This is a genomic window from Streptomyces sp. NRRL S-337 (genome assembly GCF_000720175.1).
Taxonomy (GTDB): Bacteria; Actinomycetota; Actinomycetes; order Streptomycetales; family Streptomycetaceae; genus Streptomyces; species Streptomyces siderophoricus.
Window position 1 is genome coordinate 1 of the sequence record NZ_JOIX01000117.1, and the last position, 18151, is coordinate 18151.

Sequence of the window (18151 nt, forward strand, 5' to 3'; positions counted from 1 at the left end):
CCACCCACCCCTCCCCCTCATCACCCCCTACGGCCCGTACTCAGGCGCACCCCCGTTACCGCGTAGGCGCACCCCCGTTACGGCGCAGGATCACCCGCGTTACGGCGCAGGATCACCCGGGTGACGTCCCCGCTCACCCACCTCGCGTCCCCGCTCACCACCCACCCACGCCCCACGCCACACCCACTCACGCCTCCTCTACCGCCCCCGCACGCTCTCAGCCACCCCCATCGCGGCGGCATCCTCTGGAGGGAGCCAGGCGCCCTCCGGTGCGGTCAACCAGTCGTTCTTTCCTGCCAGTTCATGCACCGCAGCACGTAGGGCGGTCAGGCCGGGGTGGTGCAGGTCGCGGCGCCACACCATCGAGATGGGTGACAGAGGTATGGGGTCCACGACCGGGCGCAGTGCCATCCCCGGTACGTCGATGAACTCCACGCTCGCCAGTACTGACCACCCCCGTTTCCGCACCACTCGTACGAACTCCTGTGAACCCTCGATCTCCGGGAACGGCTCGGCCATCGCGATACCCCGCCCCGCGAACAGCTGGGCCGCCAGCTCCGTCCACTCCTCGGTCTGCGGATTTCCGGCGGCCGCATAGAGCGTCTCGCCGGCCAGCTCCGCGAGCGGAACCTCGGGCCGCGACGCCAGGGGATGGTCCTCCCGCAGCAGCACAGCCATCGGCTCAAGACGGACCGGCTGGTGTGCCAGTCCGGACCGAACGGCGGGCGGCAGCCCCGCGTAACGCCCGAAGGAGACGTCGAGCCGCCCGGCGGCCAGCTCTGCCGCCGCCCCCGTCAGCCCGCTGTGGAAGCGGGCCACCAGCTCACAGCTGTCCGGCACCCTCCCTCTGGCGTCCTCCAGCACCCGGTGTGCGGTACCGATCGGCACCCCGACATCGACCAGCAGCGGCCGCTCGGGCACCGGTCGGAAGGCCGCCGCCAGTTCCTCGTGGGCACTCAACACCCGGCGGGCGTAGGGCAGTAGCCGCTCACCGTCGGCTGTGAGGGCGACCTGGCGGGTCGTCCGTACGAAGAGCGCCGTGCCCACCTCCCGCTCCAGTCGCCGGATGTCACGGCTCAGGGCCTGCTGGGCGACGTAGAGCCGGGCCGCGGCGCGGGTGAAGTGCAGTTCCTCGGCTACGGCGGTGAACGCCCGGAGCAGTCGCGGATCGATATCGAACGGCATCGGGCAATCCTTGCAGCGCACCCCCGCCCTCGGCCCCGGAATTACGGGGGGGGAGGCTCGCAGGTCCGAGTCCCCCCGGATCTACATCCCAAGTGCGTGAATAGGCTCTGATCAGGTGTTGGACGGATGGTGGAGCTGGCCGGGATCGTAAGAGCGTGATCCTTTTCCTTGCTGCTCGTCCGGTGACCGCTCCGCCCGTACGGCCGGTCGCGCGTCGGCGTCCCCGGCGTTTTCGGCTCTTCGCCCCTTACCGGCGGATCTTTGCCGTCCCCGGCGCTCGGGCGTTCACCGCCGCCAATCTGCTGGCCCGCCTGCCCATGGGCATGCTCAGCGTCAGTGCCGTCCTGATGATCAGCGGCTCGCGTGGCTCCTATGCGCTGGCCGGGGCCGTCACCGCGACCGGGCTGGCGGCGACCGCGCTGGTCGGGCCGTGGACCGCCCGGATGGTAGACCGGCACGGTCAGGCCCGGATCGCCGTGCCGGCCACCGCGCTCGCGGTGCTCGGGTCGCTGTCGCTGCTGCTCTGCGTCCGCTTCGGCGCGCCCGACTGGGCACTGTTCGTCTCCTATGCGGCGACCGCCACCACTCCCAACACCGGAGGGATGTCCCGTGCCCGCTGGGCGCATCTCTTCCGCGACGACCCGGCTGCCCGGCACACCGCCAACTCCTTCGAACAGGCTGCGGACGAGCTGTGTTTCATGCTCGGACCGGTGCTCGCGACGCTGCTCTGCACGGCCGTCGCACCCGAGGCGGGCACGGCGGTGGCGGCGGTCCTGCTGCTGAGCGGGGTGCTGCTCTTCGCTGTCCAGCGCCGCACGGAGCCGCCGGCGGCCGGGCGGGCGGCCGCCGGTGCGGCCAGGGTCCGCTCCCCGCTGCGGCGGCGGGGCATTCCCCCTCTGCTCGGCACGTTCCTGTGCACCGGCGCGATCTTCGGGTCGATGGAGGTCGTGACCCTGGCCTACGCCGACAGCCTCGGGATGCGATCCGCCGCGGGCGGGCTGCTGACCCTCCAGGCGGCCGGGTCGTGCACGGCGGGGCTGCTCTACGGCCTGCTGCGTCCGGCGGGCCGGAGCGGGCGGCGCTTCGTGGTGTGTGTCGGTGCGATGGCCGTGCTGATGCTGCTGCCCCTCCTCGCGGCGTCGACCGGGCGCCCGGAGGTGCTGGCCGCCGCACTGCTGGGCGCCGGGATGGCCACCGCACCGACCATGGTCACGGGGATGGGACTGGTCCAATCCCGCACTCCGGCGGCGCAGTTGAACGAAGGGATGACGCTCGCCGTGACGGCTCTGCTCGGTGGTATCGCGGCCGGTTCGGCGGTAGGGGGCTGGGTCGTGGACCACGTGGCGGGGGCGGGGGTCGCGTACGGGGTTCCGGCCGTGGCTGCTGGGCTGGCCGTGCTCCTCGCCCTGCCGACCGCCGCCACCGCCGCGCCGTCCGGCACTTCGTCCGGCGCTTCGTCCGGCACTTCGGCCGCCACCGGCGACCAGGAGTTGGGTTGAGGTTGCATGCTGTGTCGCGTTCATGCACTCAGCGTGACGGAGGTCGGGCGGATGCACATCGACCCAGGGGTTGTCATACCGAGGGTTGACAGCGAGGGAGAGCAAGAGAGTGAGAGGGAAGCCCGAAGCCCGAAGCCCGAAGCCCGAAGCCCGAAGCCCGAAGCCCGAAGCCCGAAGTGCTGGAAAGCAGCGAAACGGAGCGAGGAGGGCCGAAGGGAGGGAGGGGACGGGACAAAAAAGCAGCTGCCCCGGCGGGAAACTCGCCGGGGCAGCTGCTTTACATGGGATGAGTGGAGATGGCGGGAATCGAACCCGCGTCCAACGGTGCGGAAACAGGGCTTCTCCGAGTGCAGTTCGCTGCGATTTTCTCGGCCCCGGAGATCACGCGAACAAGTCTCCGACGGGCTCAGTCACTGTTTGATTTCCTCCTGCACCCCGTGACCGGGTTCAGGAGTTTAGTCCCCTAGCTGATGCCAGGATCCGGGTCGGGAACAGCCCCGGGCTGACACTTCGCAAGTCGCTACTTAGGCAGCGAGGGCGAAGGAATCGCGCTTGGTGTTGGCGATTATTGGTTTCGGCCTGTGGTTTACGAGATCATGGCCGCTTCCTCGACTCGCTTCCCCTGCTTCGACATCCGCTGTCGAAACCGATCATCCCCATGTTGATTTATCAAGACGGACCCCGGCGCCTACACCCTGACGCCTGCGGTTCCCGCACCCTCTGTGGGATGCGGAGCCATCGTACGTGAACAACGCCTGAGGGTGCCAGCGTATTCCGCGGGCCGCCGCCCGGCCGGATCCGCCCGCGCCGCACCCCGCACCGGTCCGCCCGCCGGAAGCCGGGTCGCTCCCGCCCGCCGACCCCGGCCCGTCCGCGGTGCGCCCACCTGCCGGCCGGCCGTGTCAGGCGCGCTGGCGGCGGCGGGCCGCCGAGACCGCGCGGTCCGCCTCGCGGCGGTCCTGCTGCTCGCGGAGGGTCTGGCGCTTGTCGTACTCCTTCTTGCCCCTGGCCAGCGCGATCTCGACCTTGGCCCGGCCGTCCTTGAAATACAGGGCCAGCGGCACGATCGTGTGCCCGGTCTCCTGGCTCTTGGACTCCAGCTTGTCGATCTCGAAGCGGTGCATCAGCAGCTTCCGCTTGCGCCGGGCGGAGTGATTCGTCCAGGTTCCCTGGGCGTATTCCGGGATGTGTACGTTGTGCAGCCAGGCCTCGTTGCCGTCGATCTGGACGAATCCGTCGACCAGCGACGCCCGGCCCTGGCGCAGCGACTTCACCTCGGTACCGGTCAATACCAGCCCGCACTCGTAGGTGTCCAGAATGTGGTAGTCGTGCCGCGCCTTCTTGTGCTGCGCCACGAGCTTGCGCCCGGGGTCCTTGTCCTTGCCCTTTTGCTTAGCCATAGTGCGGCCATTTTCGCACTAAGCGCCGGTCCCTAGGCCACTCAATACCGTGCGGGCCCGCCGCTCGGCATGGTCCGCGACGACCAGGTCGGGGGTGAGCCCGACGTCGTCGACGGTCCGGCCGGACGGGGTGCGGTAGTGGCCGACGGTGAGCTCGGCCACCGAGCCGTCGGGCAGCCGGCTGGGCATCTGCACCGAGCCCTTGCCGAAGGTCGGGGAGCCCACCACGATGGCCCGGCCGCGGTCCTGGAGGGCGCCGGCCAGCAGTTCGGCGGCGCTCATCGTGCCCCCGTCGACGAGAACGACGAGCGGCAGGCGGGTGTTCCCGCCGCGCCCGGCGTACAGGGCGCGCTGGCTGCCCCGTACGTCGTAGGTGGCGACCAGGCCGCCGTCGAGGAAGGCGGAGGCGGTGGCGACGGATTCGGTGACCAGGCCGCCCGTATTGCCACGCAGGTCGAGCAGCACGCCACCGTGCGGGGAGGCGCCGCGGACGGCGCGGCGGACCGCGGCGCCGGTGCCCTTGGCGAACGAGGTGATCTTGACGCGGGTGGGGCCGTGCGGACCGGCCGGCCGGTCGACGGTGACGGTCCGGGTGCGCAGCCGGGTGCGGTGCAGGGTGAGGCTCCACCGCCGGGTACCACGCTGGAGGTCGAGGCGTACGGGCGTGCCGGCGCCGGCGGCGGCCGTACGGGAGCCGTCGGCTGCGTCGCCGCGGAGCCGGGCGACGGTCTCGGTGACCGGCCGCCCCTGAGTGGTCCGGCCGTCGATGGCCCGCAACCGGTCGTGGACGGTGATGCCGGCGCGGGCGGCGGGGCCGCCGGGCTGCACCCGGGAGACCTCGATGCGGCCGCCGGCCAGCTGACGCACCCACAGGCCGACGCCGACGTAGGCGCCGCCCAACTGCTGCTGGAAGTCCTCGAACTCGCCCTGGGTGTAGATCGTCGACCAGCGGTCGCCACTACGGCTGACGACCTCGGCGGCGGCCTGCGAACCGGACTTGCCGTCCTCGATGGCTTCGGCGGCGGCCCGCTCGACGGCCGCGCGGTCGGCGGTGGCGGCCTCCGGGGGGCGCGCACCGGACGCCGGGCGCTCCGGGATGCCGTGGCCCACCGCGCCTTCGGCCTCGTCGCCCCAGGTGCCGGTCACCGCGCCGGTGGCGAGCACCCCGGCGAGGAACAACGTCAGGGCCGCCCCGCGGCGGTAGCGGCGGGGCCGGTCGTACGAACACGGGCCCGACATGCCGGTGAGTCTAGGGGACGAAAGGGCGCCGTACGGTGAGTTGACCGTACGGCGCCCCTTGGCGAAGCTCACACCTTGAGGTACTTGCGCAGCGCGAAGAACGCGGCGAGCGCGGGCATCAGCAGCCCGATCAGGAGGACCAGCGGGAGCACCGCCGCCACCGAGTCCCAGCCGATGAAGTTGATCACCTGGATCTTCTTCGCCAGCCAGTTGTTGACGAGGAGGTACTTGCCGCCGACGATCAGCACGCAGGCGAACCCGGCGCCCAGCAGGCCGGCGATGGCGGCCTCCAGGATGAACGGCATCTGGATGTAGAAGCTGGACGCTCCCACGAGCCGCATGATGCCGGTCTCCCGCCGGCGGCTGAACGCCGACACCCGCACGGTGTTGACGATCAGCATCAGCGCAACGACGAGCATCAGCCCCATCACGCACAGCGCGGCGATGTTCATGCCGTTGAGGAGGTTGAACAGCGGCTCGACGGTGTCGCGTTGGTCCTGCACCTCCTGGACACCGGGCCGCTCGGAGAACGCCGACTTGATGACCTTGAACTTCGTCGGGTCCTTCAGCTTGACGCGGAACGACTCGGGAAGCTGGTCGGGCGTCACCAGGCCGGCGACGGGGGTGTCGCCGAACTGCTCCTTGTAGTGCTTGTAGGCCTGGTCGCTGGACTCGTACTGCACGTTCGCAACGATCGGCAGCCGGTTCAGCTCGGCCTTGATGTCGTCCTTCTGCTGCTGGGTGGCCGCGCCCTTGGCGCAGTTGGCGCCGGTCTCGGCGTCGTTCTTGTTGCAGAAGAAGATGGAGACGTTGACCTTGTCGTACCAGTAGCCCTTCATGGTGCTGACCTGGTCGCGCATCAGCAGCGAGGCGCCGAACAGGCCGAGCGAGAGGGCTACGGAGACGATGACGGCGAAGGTCATCGTGAGGTTTCGGCGGAGACCGACGCCGATCTCCGACAGGACGAACTGGGCGCGCATGGCGTCCTTTCAGTACTGGGGGCCGTACACGCTTAGTGCTGGTAGCCGTACACGCCGCGCGACTGGTCGCGTACGAGCCGGCCCTTTTCGAGTTCCATGACCCGCTTGCGCATCTGGTCGACGATCTGCTGGTCGTGGGTGGCCATGACCACCGTGGTTCCGGTCCGGTTGATCCGGTCCAGCAGCTTCATGATGCCGACGGAGGTCTGCGGGTCGAGGTTGCCGGTGGGCTCGTCCGCGATGAGCAACAGCGGACGGTTGACGAAGGCCCGTGCGATGGCGACGCGCTGCTGCTCACCACCGGAGAGTTCGCCCGGCATGCGGTCCTCCTTGCCGCCGAGGCCGACGAGTTCGAGGACCTCGGGGACCGTCTTGCGGATCTGGCCGCGCGGTTTGCCGATGACCTCGAGGGCGAAGGCGACGTTCTCCCCGACGGTCTTGTTGGGGAGCAGCCGGAAGTCCTGGAAGACCGTGCCCACCTGGCGCCGCATCTGCGGGACCTTCCAGTTGGAGAGCTTGCCGAGGTCCTTGCCGAGTACGTGCACATGGCCATGGCTGGCCCGCTCCTCGCGCAGCAGCAGCCGCAGGAAGGTGGACTTGCCGGAGCCCGAGGAGCCCACCAGGAAGACGAACTCGCCGCGCTCGATCTCGAGCGAGACGTCCCTGAGTGCAGGACGGTTCTGCTTCGGGTAGGTCTTGGAGACGTTGTCGAATCGGATCACTGATGCACCACGGTCGACCTGGATAGGGGCACGGGCTGCCGAGTTGCGGCTCCCGTCGGTGTGCGTGACCATACGCGAACCTCGCGCGGCGGTGCAGTCGGCGGAGGGGTTGGTGCGGTTATTCACGGCACCTACAGGGACAAAAGGGCGCACAATCCCGGGGCGCGCGCCGTTCTGCCGGGGAGCTGGCACAGTGGAAGAGGGAACCAATGCACCCTTCGGGGCGTTGGTGCAGTGAAGAAGGAGGTCGCATGACGTACGACCGACTGGTGTGCGCCAACTGCGCGGCCCCTGTGAGTGAGGGCCGCTGCCCCGTGTGCCGAGCGAGCAGGGAACGGCTCCAGCAGCAGGCAGGCGGTGTGTTCGCCCAGCTCAGCCCGGCGATGCTGGTGGCTTTGACGGTCCTGCTGCTCGCGGTGGGACTGTTGCTGCACCAGACCGTCTGACGCCGCTCGGACGAAGCCGGCGCTACGTGGCCGGGTGAGGGTTCGGAGGGTTCGGTCTTGGGGTAGGCCACTGCCCGTTACGCCGCGCTTACGGTGGCGTTCGCCCCGTGACGGGCGGCCCGGAACGCAGCGGCCGGAAGAACGCCGAGGGCCCGGAGCGCATGCGCGCCCCGGGCCCCTGTGGTACCGCGTCAGCGTCAGGCCGCTGCCGCGCCGCCGCCGTTCTTGTTGATCAGACGGGGCAGCATGCGGAAGCCGACACCGCCCGCGATCATCGTGGCCGCGCCGATCAGCAGGACGGTGGTGCCGGAGGAACCGGTCTCGGCCAGCTCCCCGCCCTTCGCCTGCTGCTTGGCCTGGCCGGGCGTGTCAGCGATCTGCTCCTTGCCCTTGCCGGGCTGCTCGATCGGCTTGGAGCCCTCGTTGTCGGTGCCGGTGCCGGTGGAGTCGCCGCCGGTGGTGCTGCCGCTCTGGCCGCCGTTGCCGCCGTTGCCGCCACCGTTCTGACCGCCGCTGTGGCCGCCACCGTTGTTGCCGCCGTCCTGGCCGCCGTTCTGGCCGCCGTTCTGACCGCCGGCCTGGCCGCCGTTCTGGCCACCATCCTGGCCGCCGTTCTGGCCACCGGCCTGACCGCCGGCCTGGCCGCCGTTCTGACCGCCGTCCTGGCCGCCGTCCTGGCCGCCGTCCTGACCACCGTCGTCGGTGCCGCCGACCTGACCGCCGTCGTCCGAACCGCCGATCTCGCCGCCGGCCTGACCGCCGTCGTCCGAACCGCCGATCTCGCCGCCGATCTGGCCGCCGTCGTCCGAACCGCCGACCTGACCACCGTTGTCGGAACCGCCGGCGTCGCCACCGGAGTCGCCGCCGGAGTCGTTGCCGCCGATGATCCCGCCGATGATCCCGCCGATGATCCCGCCGTCGGAGCCGCCGGTCTCACCCGGGCTGGCTGCGGAAGCGGCGCCGGCGGCGGTGAGCGACGCACCGGCCGCGATCACCGCACCAGCTGCAATGCGCGCCACGCGCAGCCGCGTCTTCTTCGTCATGTACTGCTACCCCCAGTAGCTGAACTCGTCATGGGTGCACCGCTGTACGGGGCGACCAGCGCTGGGGGTAGGCGAGTTCCGGCCACGGATGCCGACTGGCCGCTCATCTCCCCGTTACTGCACGCGCCCCGGAACATACGCATGCCGCGCTCAGCCTTCCCAGTACGGCCGGCATCGTCAAGGCCGAATAAAGACCCGATGCCCGAATTGCTGAGAGTTGCGCGGTACATGGACATACGACTGTGACCAAACCGCCACAGCAAAAACAACTGCCTCCGTCATGGAGGCAGTTGTTCCGGTGTCAGAAGGCCCGGACGCGGGGCCGTCGGGCTACTTCTCCTGCTGCTTGCGCCAGCGGATTCCGGCCTCCAGGAAGCCGTCGATGTCACCGTCCAGCACAGCCTGCGGGTTGCCGACCTCGAACTCGGTCCGCAGGTCCTTGACCATCTGGTAGGGGTGCAGGACGTACGAACGCATCTGGTTGCCCCAGGAGTTGCCGCCGTCGCCCTTGAGCGCGTCCATCTTGGCCTGCTCCTCCTGGCGGCGGCGCTCGAGGAGCTTGGCCTGGAGGACGTTCATCGCGGTCGCCTTGTTCTGGATCTGCGAGCGCTCGTTCTGGCAGGAGACGACGATGCCGGTGGGGATGTGCGTCAGCCGGACCGCGGAGTCGGTGGTGTTCACGCCCTGGCCGCCGGGGCCCGAGGAGCGGTACACGTCCACCCGCAGGTCGGACTCGTCGATCTCGATGTGGTCGGTCTGCTCGACGACGGGCAGCACCTCGACGCCGGCGAACGACGTCTGGCGGCGGCCCTGGTTGTCGAACGGCGAGATGCGCACCAGGCGGTGCGTGCCCTGCTCGACGGAGAGCGTGCCGTAGGCGTACGGGACGTTGACCGCGAAGGTGGTCGACTTGATGCCGGCCTCTTCGGCGTACGAGGTCTCGTAGAGCTCGGTCTTGTAGCCGTGCCGCTCGGCCCAGCGCAGGTACATCCGCTGGAGCTTCTCGGCGAAGTCGGCGGCGTCCACGCCACCGGCCTCGGCGCGGATGTTGACGAGCGCCTCACGGGCGTCGTACTCGCCGGAGAGGAGGGTGCGGACCTCCAGCTCCTCCACGGCCTTGCGGACGTCGGCCAGCTCGCCCTCGGCCTCGGCGCGGGCGTCCTCGTCGCCCTCGGCCTCGGCCAGCTCGAAGAGGACCTCCAGGTCGTCGACCCGGCCGCGCAGCTCCTCGGCCCGGCGCAGCTGGCCCTGGAGGTAGGACAGCTGGCTGGTGACCTTCTGGGCACTCTCGGGGTCGTCCCACAAGGACGGCGCCGCCGCTTGTTCCTCAAGCACGGCGATGTCGGCCCTCATCTTGTCGAGGTCCAGGACGGCCTCGATCGACCCCATGGTCGAGGAGAGGGACTTCAGCTCTTCGGATACATCGACGACTGCCACGCACCCAGCCTAACGGCTACCACGCCGAACCTGACCCGGCCCCGGCAGGACGGGCCTGCCGGGGCCGGGCCGGGAGCCGCCCCGGGTGGGCGTCAGGGGGTCTCCTGCTCCGACTGGTGGACGCCCGGCGGGGCCTCGCCGGCGTCGTCGTCCCCGGAGGCCAGCCAGCCGCCCAGGCCGGCCGCCACGACCACCACGGCGGCGGCCGCCCCCAGCTTGATCCGGCGGCGGCGCACCGCCTCCGCCGAGCCCCGGTGCCGCGCCGAGCCGGCCCGGCGTTCCCCCGCCGCCCGAGGAGCCCGGGCGGTGCCGTGGGCGCCGCCGGCCAGCTCGTCGGGGCCGGGCACCCGCATGCTGGTGTGCGTCTCCCGGTTGGAGTCCGGCACCGACCCCTGCACCAGGGGGACGGCGCCGCGCTGCGGAACGGTCTCGCCCGCCGACGGGTAGAACGGTTCCTCACGGGCCCCCGGGGCCGCACCGTCCGGCTCGTCGTCCGGGCGGTCGCCCTCCGGCTCGTCGATGTCCAGCGGCGGCATCCCGGCCAGCCCCGGCAGCAGCTCCCGCAGCCGGGCGGCCAGCTCCGCGGCGCGCAGCCGGGACGCCGGCGCCTTGGCCAGGCACTGCAGCAGCAGCTGCCACAGCTCGTCGGGGATACCGGGCAGCGGCGCCACGCTCTCGGTGACGTGGCGGCGCAGTACGGCCCCGGGGTGGCCGCCCCCGAAGGGCGTGAACCCGGCGAGCAGCTCGTACAGGACGGTCGCCAGGGCGTAGATGTCCACCGAGGCGCGCGGCGGCAGACCCTCGATGATCTCCGGGGCGAGGTAGTCGGGAGTGCCGATGACCCTGGTGGCATGGCCTCTGCCCTGGCCCGCGGCCCCTTGGGCAAGGGTCCGGCGCGGCGAGTCGACGAGCCGGGCGATGCCGAAGTCGGTGAGCAGCGCGGGGTGCGCGCCACCGGGGCCGAGTGGCCCCTGCATGTCGAGCAGGATGTTCTCGGGCTTGACGTCGCGGTGCACGATCCGCGCGGCGTGCGCGGCGGCGAGCCCGTCGGCGACGTCGGCGACGATCGCGACGGCGGCCTCGGGGGCCAGCCGGCGCTCGCGCTCCAGGCGGGTGCGCAGGTCGGTGCCGCGCACCAGGTCCATCACCAGCGCCAGGTCGTTGCCGTCGACGACCAGGTCGCGGACGCCGACGACGTGCGGGTCCGCGAGGCCCAGCAGTGCCGCCCGCTCCTGTACGAAGCGGCCGACGAGCTCCTGGTCGGAAGCGAGGTCCTCACGCAACAGCTTGATGGCCACGGCCCCTTCGGGCCCCTCGCCCAGCCATACCGTGCCGGCACTGCCGCGCCCCAGGATCTGGTGGGCGGTGTACCGGCTGCCGATCTTCCGTGCCAAAACTGCTCCGACGTGTCGGGCCCCCGAGCGTCCTGCGGGGGCTGAGGTTGGCGTCAAAGCTACGCGGATGCCACCGGGTTCCGTGCCCCGGAAGGCGGCAACCTTCACTTCTGAGAGCGAAATTGCCCGCCAGAAGTCGACAAATCCACTGAGCCGCCCCGGGACCGGCGGTCCGGGGCGGCTCGTCAGCCGCTGAGGGAGCGGCCCGGGTCAGCCGCTGAGCTTGTTCACGAAGCGCTCGACCTGGTGGTACAGGTGGCCGATCTGCGCGAAGAAGCCGCGGGTCGTACCGATCCACTCCTGGAGCGGGGTGAGCTCCCAGATCAGCCACGCGGCCACGAACAGCAGTATCAGCGTGACCAGGCAGCCCTTGAGGCAGCCCAGGCCGGGGATCCGCATCGGGTTGGCGCTGCGCGGACGGGGCTCGCGCCGCGGCCGGGGCTCCGGGGCGGGCGGCCGCTGCGGCTCGTACCGCTGCGGCGGCGGCTCCTGGCGGCGCTGCGGGGCCTGCGCGTACGGCGCCGGGGCCGGCTGCCGGTACGGGGGCTGCTGCGGCGGCTGCTGGGGCGCGGCCGGACGGCGCTGCGGACGACGGCGCAGCGGATCCTCGTTCGGGTCGAGGTACTGCACCTGCGTCTGCTCGTTGCGGTCCCGGGCGGCGCGCATCTGCGACTCCCACGGATGGGGGCCGTCGGGCTGCTGCGCACCCGCGGCGGGCGCACCGGCCGGCATGGGCGGCACCGGCGGCATCGCCCGGGTCGGATCGGCGCCCTGGCCGCCCGGTACTGCCGGGGCGCCCGTCGAGGGCAGCACGCTGGTCGCCGCGGCCGGGTCGTACGAACCCGCGCCGGACGGGAGGACCTGGGTGGGGTCGGCGTCGCCGCTCCCCTGGCCGCCGTCGGTGCCGGGGACGGTCGCGGGCGCCGGGTCCGGGGCCAGCAGCGCGGCGACGCCCAGCGCGGCCTCGGCCTGCGCGGGGGTGGCGTGCACCCCGACGCCGGAGGCGACGGTGCGCAGCGCACGGGCGAGGTTCTCGGCGCTGGGCCGCTCCTCGGGGCGCTTGCGCAGACAGCGCTCTATGACGGTCCACAGCGGCTCGGGGAGCGTGGCGGGGCGGCGCGGCTCCTCGCTCAGGTGCCGGTGCAGCACCTCCAGGGCCGTCGATCCGGCGAACGGCGGGCGGCCGGTCACCAGCTCGTACAGGAGGATGCCGGCACCGTAGATGTCCACCGCGGAGGTCTGCGGGCGGCCCTCGGCGGACTCCGGCGCCACATAGGCGGGGGTGCCGACGAATTCGTGGGTGCGGGTCAGGCCCGGGGAGTCGGCGAGCCGGGCGATGCCGAAGTCGGTCAGCATCGGGTGCATCTCGCCGCCGTCGGACCCGGCGAGCAGGACGTTCGCCGGCTTCAGGTCGCGGTGCACCACGCCGTCCGCGTGGCTGGCGGCCAGCGCGTCGGCGATCTGGGCGGTGAGGAGGGCGGCCGCCACCGGGCTGAAGGGGCCGTTGGCGCGCAGATAGCGGTGCAGGTCCGGGCCGTCGACCAGGTCCATGACGAGCGCGAGCAGGTCGCCCTCCACGACGAGATCGCGGGTGCGGACGATGTTCGGGTGGGTGAGCCGCAGCAGGACCGAGCGCTCGCGCAGGAAGCGCATCACCACGTCCGCGTCGTGCGCCAGCTCCTCCTTGAGGACCTTGATCGCGACCGTCTCACCGGGCTCTCCCGCCACGGCGGCCTCGGCGCCCGCCGTCTCCCGCTGGCGGGCACGCCAGACGGTGCCCGTGGCGCCGCGTCCCAGCGGCTCCTCAAGCAGGTACTTGCTGCCTACCGGCCGCACGTCATGCGCTCCCTGGTCGTGGTGGATCTCCTGCCGGCCCACCGGACCGGCCGTTCGGCTCCGCGCCGTCCGGTCATGGTCACCGTCGCGCGGTCCGTCCGATCCACTGTAGGGCCTGCGGCCCGCCACGCCGTCGCACAAGCTTTTCGTTCCGGCGGGCCGGGCTCGTGGGAAGACGCACGTTCCGGGTGGATGGTTGCGCGCCGCCCGTGGGCGGCCGCGGACCGGTGCACCACCCGGACAAGGACGATTCGGAGCTGATCACGACGTTCCGAATCCGCCCGGCCACGGCCCGCAACCAGGCACTTTTTCGTCCGGACACGACAAAACAAGATCACGGAGTGGCAGTCGGCGGGCGTGTTGTCAGTCCCAGGTGCGAGGATGCACCCAGCACGATGCGGTGGGGGCGCGCGGTCTTTGTCGCGACGTGCACCTGGGACTTGTCCGTGCCGACGTGCCCGGGCGGGCGGGGGAGCGAACGGCCCCTGCCGGCCCCCGGCAGAAGGGACCGTTGACGGCGATGCAGATCCGGCTGACCGTCCTCGGGCCGCGCAGCGGCCCCACCACACGGGCCTGCGACGTGCTCGTGACGGCCCCCGCCGGGACCGCGCTGGCGGCGGTGGCCGGCTCCCTGGCGGCCTCCGTCGCGGGCCCGGGCGCGGACACCGGCGCGGGCGGCGGCAGCGGCCCCGTCGTGCTCTACGCCGGCACCGAACGCCTCGACCCGCAGCGCGCCGCGATCGGCGAGCCGCCCCTGATCGACGGCGCGGTGCTCTCCCTCCAGGGCCCCGGCCCCGCCCCGGCCCACGGCCTGCCGCACGGCACCGCCCGGCTGCGCGTCATCTCCGGACCCGACGCCGGCGGCGTCCACCTGCTGCACGGCGGCCAGATCCGCATCGGCCGCTCCGCCGACGCCGACGTCCCCCTCGACGACCCGGACGTCTCCCGGCTGCACTGCGCCGTGACCGTCGAACCGGACGGTTCGGTCCACGTCGCCGACCTGCGCTCCACGAACGGCACCGCCGTCGACGGCACCGGCCTCGGCGACCTGCCCGCCCCGCTCCCGCCCGGCGCCCTGCTGCGCATCGGCGAATCCACCCTCCGCCTGCAGTCCGCCCCCACCACCCCGGACCCCGCCCTGGAGACCACTCCGGACGGCGAGGGCCGGCTGCGCATCTCCACGGGGGCGGGGGGCGGGTACGCGAGGGTCGCCGAGGGCGGTGGAGGCGGCGGGACCGGTGGGGCGGGTGGGGGTCAGGTGACCGGTGGGGCCGGTGCGCTCGATGCACCGGCACCGGCACCGGCTTTCGGACCTCCCCCGGCGATGGCCACGGGACCGGCCGCCCCCCTGCCCGCTCCTCGTACGGCCTGGTCACCGGACCCGGCCGGCCGGCGCGACACCCCCCTGCGCGGCACCCCGGCCGGGCCGGCCCACCCGGAGGCCGCCACGGCTCATGGACTGGGCCACGGCCCGGGCCTGGCAGCCGGACCCGGCATCCACGAGCACCCGCGCGGCGAACGCCCCGACCGCGAGCCTCAGAACCGCGCGCACCCCGACCATCCGGGCCACGGGCATCCGGGCCACGGACTCCTCGGCCACCCGCTTCCTGGCAACGTCCATCCGTACGGCGACTATCCGTACGGCGAGTATGCGCCCCCTGGGTACCCGGAGGACGACGTGTCGACGGCCGGCGCCCAGGGCCGTACGCACGGCGAGGACCGGACCCACGGCGGCCAGCAGAGCCTGGCGCCCGCCGAGGACGCCGCCACGGAGGACGCGGCGCGTTACGGCGCCGCGCCCCGCAAGGGCGGCCGCCGCGGCGGGATCGGGGCCTGGGCGCGCCGGCTGACCGGCGGCCGGCCCACCACGGAACGGCCCTACGACGACCTCCCGGCAGCCGGCCTCCCGGCCTCGGGCCTCCAGGCGTCCGGCGCACCCCAGGACTCACCCGCAGCGCCACCCGGTGACGGAGCGACGCCCCCGGCCACCTCCGGAACCGCCCCGGACGAACGGTGGCCGGACGCCGCCGCCGTCCTGCTCACCGCACTGGGCCCGGGCCCCCGGCTATGGGAGCGCGGCCCGGACCACCCCGACACCCTCACCGTCCGGCTGGGCACGGCCGGCCGCAACGGCGGCCGCACCGCCCTGCCCGTCACGATCGGGCTGCGCCGGGCCGGCTCCCTCGGCCTGGCCGGGCCGCGCGCCCGCCTCGCCGGACTCGCCCGTTCCGCGATCGCCCAGCTCGCCGCCCTGCACTCCCCCGCCACCCTGGACATCGTGCTGATCAGCACCGACCGGGCGCGCACCACCGAGGAACGGGTCGCGGACTGGTCCTGGCTCGGCTGGCTGCCGCACCTCCACCCGTCCCACGGCCAGGACTGCCGGCTGCTGCTCGCCTACGACAAGGAACAGGCCACGGCCCGCACCGCCGAACTCGTCCGACGGCTCGACGACTGCCCGCTGGGCCCCGGCTGGGCCAGTGCCGAACGCGCCGAGATCGCCCTCGCCGCCGCCCGCCACCAAGGACCGTTCACCCTCCTGATCGTCGACGGCGACCCCGGCTCCTCCGCACTGCGCGAGACCACCGCGCGGCTGGCCACGGCCGGCGCGGCAGCCGGCGTCCATCTCCTCTGCCTGGCCGAAACCCCGGCCGCCTCCCCCGCCTTCCCGCTGGCCGCCACGTACGAGGCGGCCCGGGCCGCGTCGCCCGCCTTCGGGGAGTGTGGCGCGGTGGCGGTCCTCAGCGGCGACGTCGCCACCGCGGTCCGCGTCGTCCAGCCCGGTTCCGGGCCGAACGGGACGATCGCCACGGTCGACGCGGTCTCCGCCGCCTGGGCCGAGCGGTTCGCCCGGGCCCTGGCGCCGCTGCACGAGGCCGAGACCACGGCCGGCGGCGCACGCACGACGCCCCGCGCGGCCGTCCCCCTCCCCGCTACGGCCCGGCTGCTGGACGAACTCGGGCTCGCCCGCGCCACCCCCGCCTCCCTGATGGCCCGCTGGGCCGCCACCCTGGACACCGACCGGCCCGGCGCCACCGCCGTACTGGGGGCCGGCCCGCACGGACCGGTGTGCGCCGACCTGGCCGCCGAGGGCGCACCCCTCCTCGTCGAAGGCCCCGCCGCCGGCGGCAAAACCGAACTGCTCCGGTCCCTGGCGGCGTCCCTCGCCGCCGCCGACCGCCCCGACCTGCTGTCCCTGGTGCTGGTGGACGGTGGCGGCACCGACCGCGGCGAGGGCCTGCGGGTGTGTACCGACCTGCCGCACGTCACGACGTACCTCGCCGCGTCCGACCCGGTCCGCATGCGCGCGTTCGCCCAGGCCCTCTCCTCCGAACTCAAACGCCGCGCCGAAATACTGTCCGGCACCCCCTTCACCGACTGGCGCACCAAACACCTCCCGGCCCCCCGCGTCATCGCCCCCCGTCGCACCACCGAAGGCCGCACGGGCGAAGGCCGCAGAGGAGAGGCCCCCGCCTCGGGCGACGCCCGCCACCCGGAAGCCCAAGCACCCCATGGACCTCATGCACCCCATGGACCGCAAGGCGCACAAGGCGCCAGGGGCGCCCACGCACAAACTGCCCATGCACAAGGTGTCGCGCCCACCGCTGCACAGGGTGCCGCGCCCACCGCGCCGCAAGGCCGCACCTACGGCACCTACGGCCAGACGAACGCCGAGAGGTACGACGCGCCACCGACGAGCCACACCCCCGAGTCCGGTGGCCACCCCGACAACACTTCCCAGCCCACCGAGACCGCCGGGACCTCCAGGAGCAGCGACTACACACCGTACGGAAGTAATCACGGAGAGCAGGAACTAATCACGCTCCGTAATCGTTGCCGTAACGAAGGAGGCAGCACAGCGGCGGCGGACCCGTCCGACACCGGCACCCTGGCGAGCACGGGCACCCTCCGCCTCCGCTCCCGCCCTGGAGCCCCGACGCCCACCTCAGCCACCCCCGACCCCGACACCGCCCCCACTGCCCCGCCCACCCTGCTCGACCCCGCGGCCCCGATGCCGCGCCTCTTCATCCTGGTCGACGACTTCGACGCGCTGGTCGCCCCCGCGCTCGGCAGCCCCGGCCGCCCGGCCGCCGGCTCCGTCGTGCGCGCGCTGGAGGCGGTGGCCCGGGACGGGGCTGCGCTCGGCGTCCACCTCATAGCCGCGACCGGCCACCCGGACCGCACGGCCGACACCGCGACCAGCGAACTCGCTGCCCTGCGCATCGAGTTGGGCGCGTCCGACGACTCGTCCGAGCCCGCCCCGGTCGGCCGCGGGCGGCTCCACCGTGTGGCGGACGGCTCCGCCACGCCGTTCCAGGCCGGCCGGGTGACCGGCCGGATACCCCGTACGTCCACGCTCCGGCCGACGGTCGTCCCGCTGGAGTGGCAGCGAATGGGCGACCCGCCGGCCCGACGCCCGCTGCGTGAACTCGGCAACGGCCCCACGGACCTCGCCCTGCTCGCGAGTGCCCTCCAGCGGGCCGCCCAGTCCTCGGGGGCACCGCCTGCGGCACCGCTGATCTGAGCGATGCGCGCTTGCCGCTGGCCTGGGTGCTTGGGGTGGGCCGGCTTGGGTGCTTGGGGGGTGGGCTGACTGAGCGCGTGGCGTGGGCGGGGCGGAGCGCTTGGGGTGGGCCGGCCTGGGCGCTTGGGGGTGGGCCGGCCGAGCATTTGCGGGGTGTGCGGGGCGAGTTCTTCGGTGAGGCGGGGTTGGGGTGAGGGCGGAGCGGGGGCGGGGAGCAGGTTCCGGGGGGAGCCACCGTCGGAGCGCCCGCTCTCGGGGTGACCGCTATAGGGGCGCCCCACTGCGGCGGGTTAGCTGATGCGGCTGGTGGGGCTGATGCGGCGGGCGGGCCGTTGCGGCTGATGGTGCCACTTGGGCGGGGCTGGCGCTGGGGGCGCAGGGCGGGGCGCGGGACGGGGCCACGGGGGCGCGGGACGCGGAGGCGCGGGGCGGGTGGCGGGTCTGC

At 72.9% G+C, this 18151-nt stretch carries 12 protein-coding genes and 1 other RNA gene; 3 read left to right on the forward strand and 10 right to left on the reverse strand.

The window, feature by feature from the left end; translation table 11 throughout:
* Nucleotides 1-198: 198 nt before the first annotated feature.
* Nucleotides 199-1185 (reverse strand): LysR family transcriptional regulator, encoded by a 987-nt coding sequence (locus IG62_RS0138915; protein WP_030815288.1) that lies wholly within the window; start codon nt 1183-1185, stop codon nt 199-201.
* A gap of 155 nt (nt 1186-1340) precedes the next feature.
* Here IG62_RS0138915 and IG62_RS0138920 point away from each other — a divergent pair, with 155 nt between their 5' ends.
* Nucleotides 1341-2684 carry an MFS transporter gene (locus IG62_RS0138920; protein WP_051799186.1) on the forward strand — a complete coding sequence of 448 codons (1344 nt, stop codon included), beginning with the start codon at nt 1341-1343 and terminating at the stop codon, nt 2682-2684.
* 288 nt (nt 2685-2972) lie between these two features.
* On the opposite strand, the gene ssrA is transcribed toward IG62_RS0138920, so the two are convergent.
* The 5 genes from ssrA to ftsE all read right to left on the reverse strand — a co-directional run bounded on the left by ssrA (nt 2973) and on the right by ftsE (nt 7025).
* Nucleotides 2973-3342: a transfer-messenger RNA gene (gene ssrA, locus IG62_RS43855) on the reverse strand.
* Between the two features lie 244 nt (nt 3343-3586).
* Nucleotides 3587-4084: an SsrA-binding protein SmpB gene (gene smpB, locus IG62_RS0138925; protein WP_030815292.1), complete on the reverse strand. Its 498-nt coding sequence runs from the start codon at nt 4082-4084 to the stop codon at nt 3587-3589.
* Nucleotides 4085-4102: 18 nt separating this feature from the next.
* On the reverse strand, nt 4103-5323 hold the full coding sequence (locus IG62_RS0138930; RefSeq protein ID WP_030815294.1) for a S41 family peptidase: 1221 nt from the start codon (nt 5321-5323) through the stop codon (nt 4103-4105).
* A gap of 68 nt (nt 5324-5391) precedes the next feature.
* Nucleotides 5392-6303: a permease-like cell division protein FtsX gene (ftsX, locus tag IG62_RS0138935; protein ID WP_030414553.1), complete on the reverse strand. Its 912-nt coding sequence runs from the start codon at nt 6301-6303 to the stop codon at nt 5392-5394.
* A 32-nt stretch (nt 6304-6335) separates the two neighbouring features.
* Nucleotides 6336-7025: a cell division ATP-binding protein FtsE gene (ftsE, locus tag IG62_RS0138940; protein ID WP_030414554.1), complete on the reverse strand. Its 690-nt coding sequence runs from the start codon at nt 7023-7025 to the stop codon at nt 6336-6338.
* Between the two features lie 251 nt (nt 7026-7276).
* Here ftsE and IG62_RS0138945 point away from each other — a divergent pair, with 251 nt between their 5' ends.
* Nucleotides 7277-7471, forward strand: a complete 195-nt coding sequence (locus tag IG62_RS0138945; RefSeq protein ID WP_030414555.1) for a hypothetical protein — start codon at nt 7277-7279, stop codon at nt 7469-7471.
* A 197-nt stretch (nt 7472-7668) separates the two neighbouring features.
* Here the strand turns inward: IG62_RS0138945 and IG62_RS48085 are convergent, their stop codons facing one another.
* The 4 genes from IG62_RS48085 to IG62_RS0138965 form a co-directional block, all read right to left on the reverse strand.
* Complete coding sequence (locus tag IG62_RS48085) at nt 7669-8514, reverse strand: hypothetical protein (RefSeq protein WP_030815304.1); 846 nt, start codon at nt 8512-8514, stop codon at nt 7669-7671.
* A gap of 330 nt (nt 8515-8844) precedes the next feature.
* Entirely contained in the window at nt 8845-9951 is a 1107-nt protein-coding gene (prfB, locus tag IG62_RS0138955; protein ID WP_030815308.1) for a peptide chain release factor 2, read from the reverse strand.
* Between the two features lie 92 nt (nt 9952-10043).
* Nucleotides 10044-11345, reverse strand: coding sequence for a serine/threonine-protein kinase (locus tag IG62_RS0138960; protein ID WP_030815312.1), 1302 nt, complete (start codon nt 11343-11345; stop codon nt 10044-10046).
* Nucleotides 11346-11555: 210 nt separating this feature from the next.
* Nucleotides 11556-13181: a serine/threonine-protein kinase gene (locus IG62_RS0138965; RefSeq protein ID WP_030815315.1), complete on the reverse strand. Its 1626-nt coding sequence runs from the start codon at nt 13179-13181 to the stop codon at nt 11556-11558.
* Nucleotides 13182-13701: 520 nt separating this feature from the next.
* Between IG62_RS0138965 and IG62_RS0138970 the strand changes: the two genes are divergently transcribed.
* Nucleotides 13702-17706, forward strand: a complete 4005-nt coding sequence (locus IG62_RS0138970; RefSeq protein WP_030815318.1) for an FHA domain-containing protein — start codon at nt 13702-13704, stop codon at nt 17704-17706.
* Nucleotides 17707-18151: the final 445 nt, after the last annotated feature.

Coding starts and splice junctions, on each gene's coding strand:
- IG62_RS0138945 (WP_030414555.1), top strand. CDS start 7,277: ATGACGTACGACCGACTGGTGTGCGCCAACTGCGCGGCCCCTGTGAGT.
- IG62_RS0138915 (WP_030815288.1), bottom strand. CDS start 1,185: ATGCCGTTCGATATCGATCCGCGACTGCTCCGGGCGTTCACCGCCGTA.
- ftsX (WP_030414553.1), bottom strand. CDS start 6,303: ATGCGCGCCCAGTTCGTCCTGTCGGAGATCGGCGTCGGTCTCCGCCGA.
- IG62_RS48085 (WP_030815304.1), bottom strand. CDS start 8,514: ATGACGAAGAAGACGCGGCTGCGCGTGGCGCGCATTGCAGCTGGTGCG.
- IG62_RS0138930 (WP_030815294.1), bottom strand. CDS start 5,323: ATGTCGGGCCCGTGTTCGTACGACCGGCCCCGCCGCTACCGCCGCGGG.
- IG62_RS0138970 (WP_030815318.1), top strand. CDS start 13,702: ATGCAGATCCGGCTGACCGTCCTCGGGCCGCGCAGCGGCCCCACCACA.
- smpB (WP_030815292.1), bottom strand. CDS start 4,084: ATGGCTAAGCAAAAGGGCAAGGACAAGGACCCCGGGCGCAAGCTCGTG.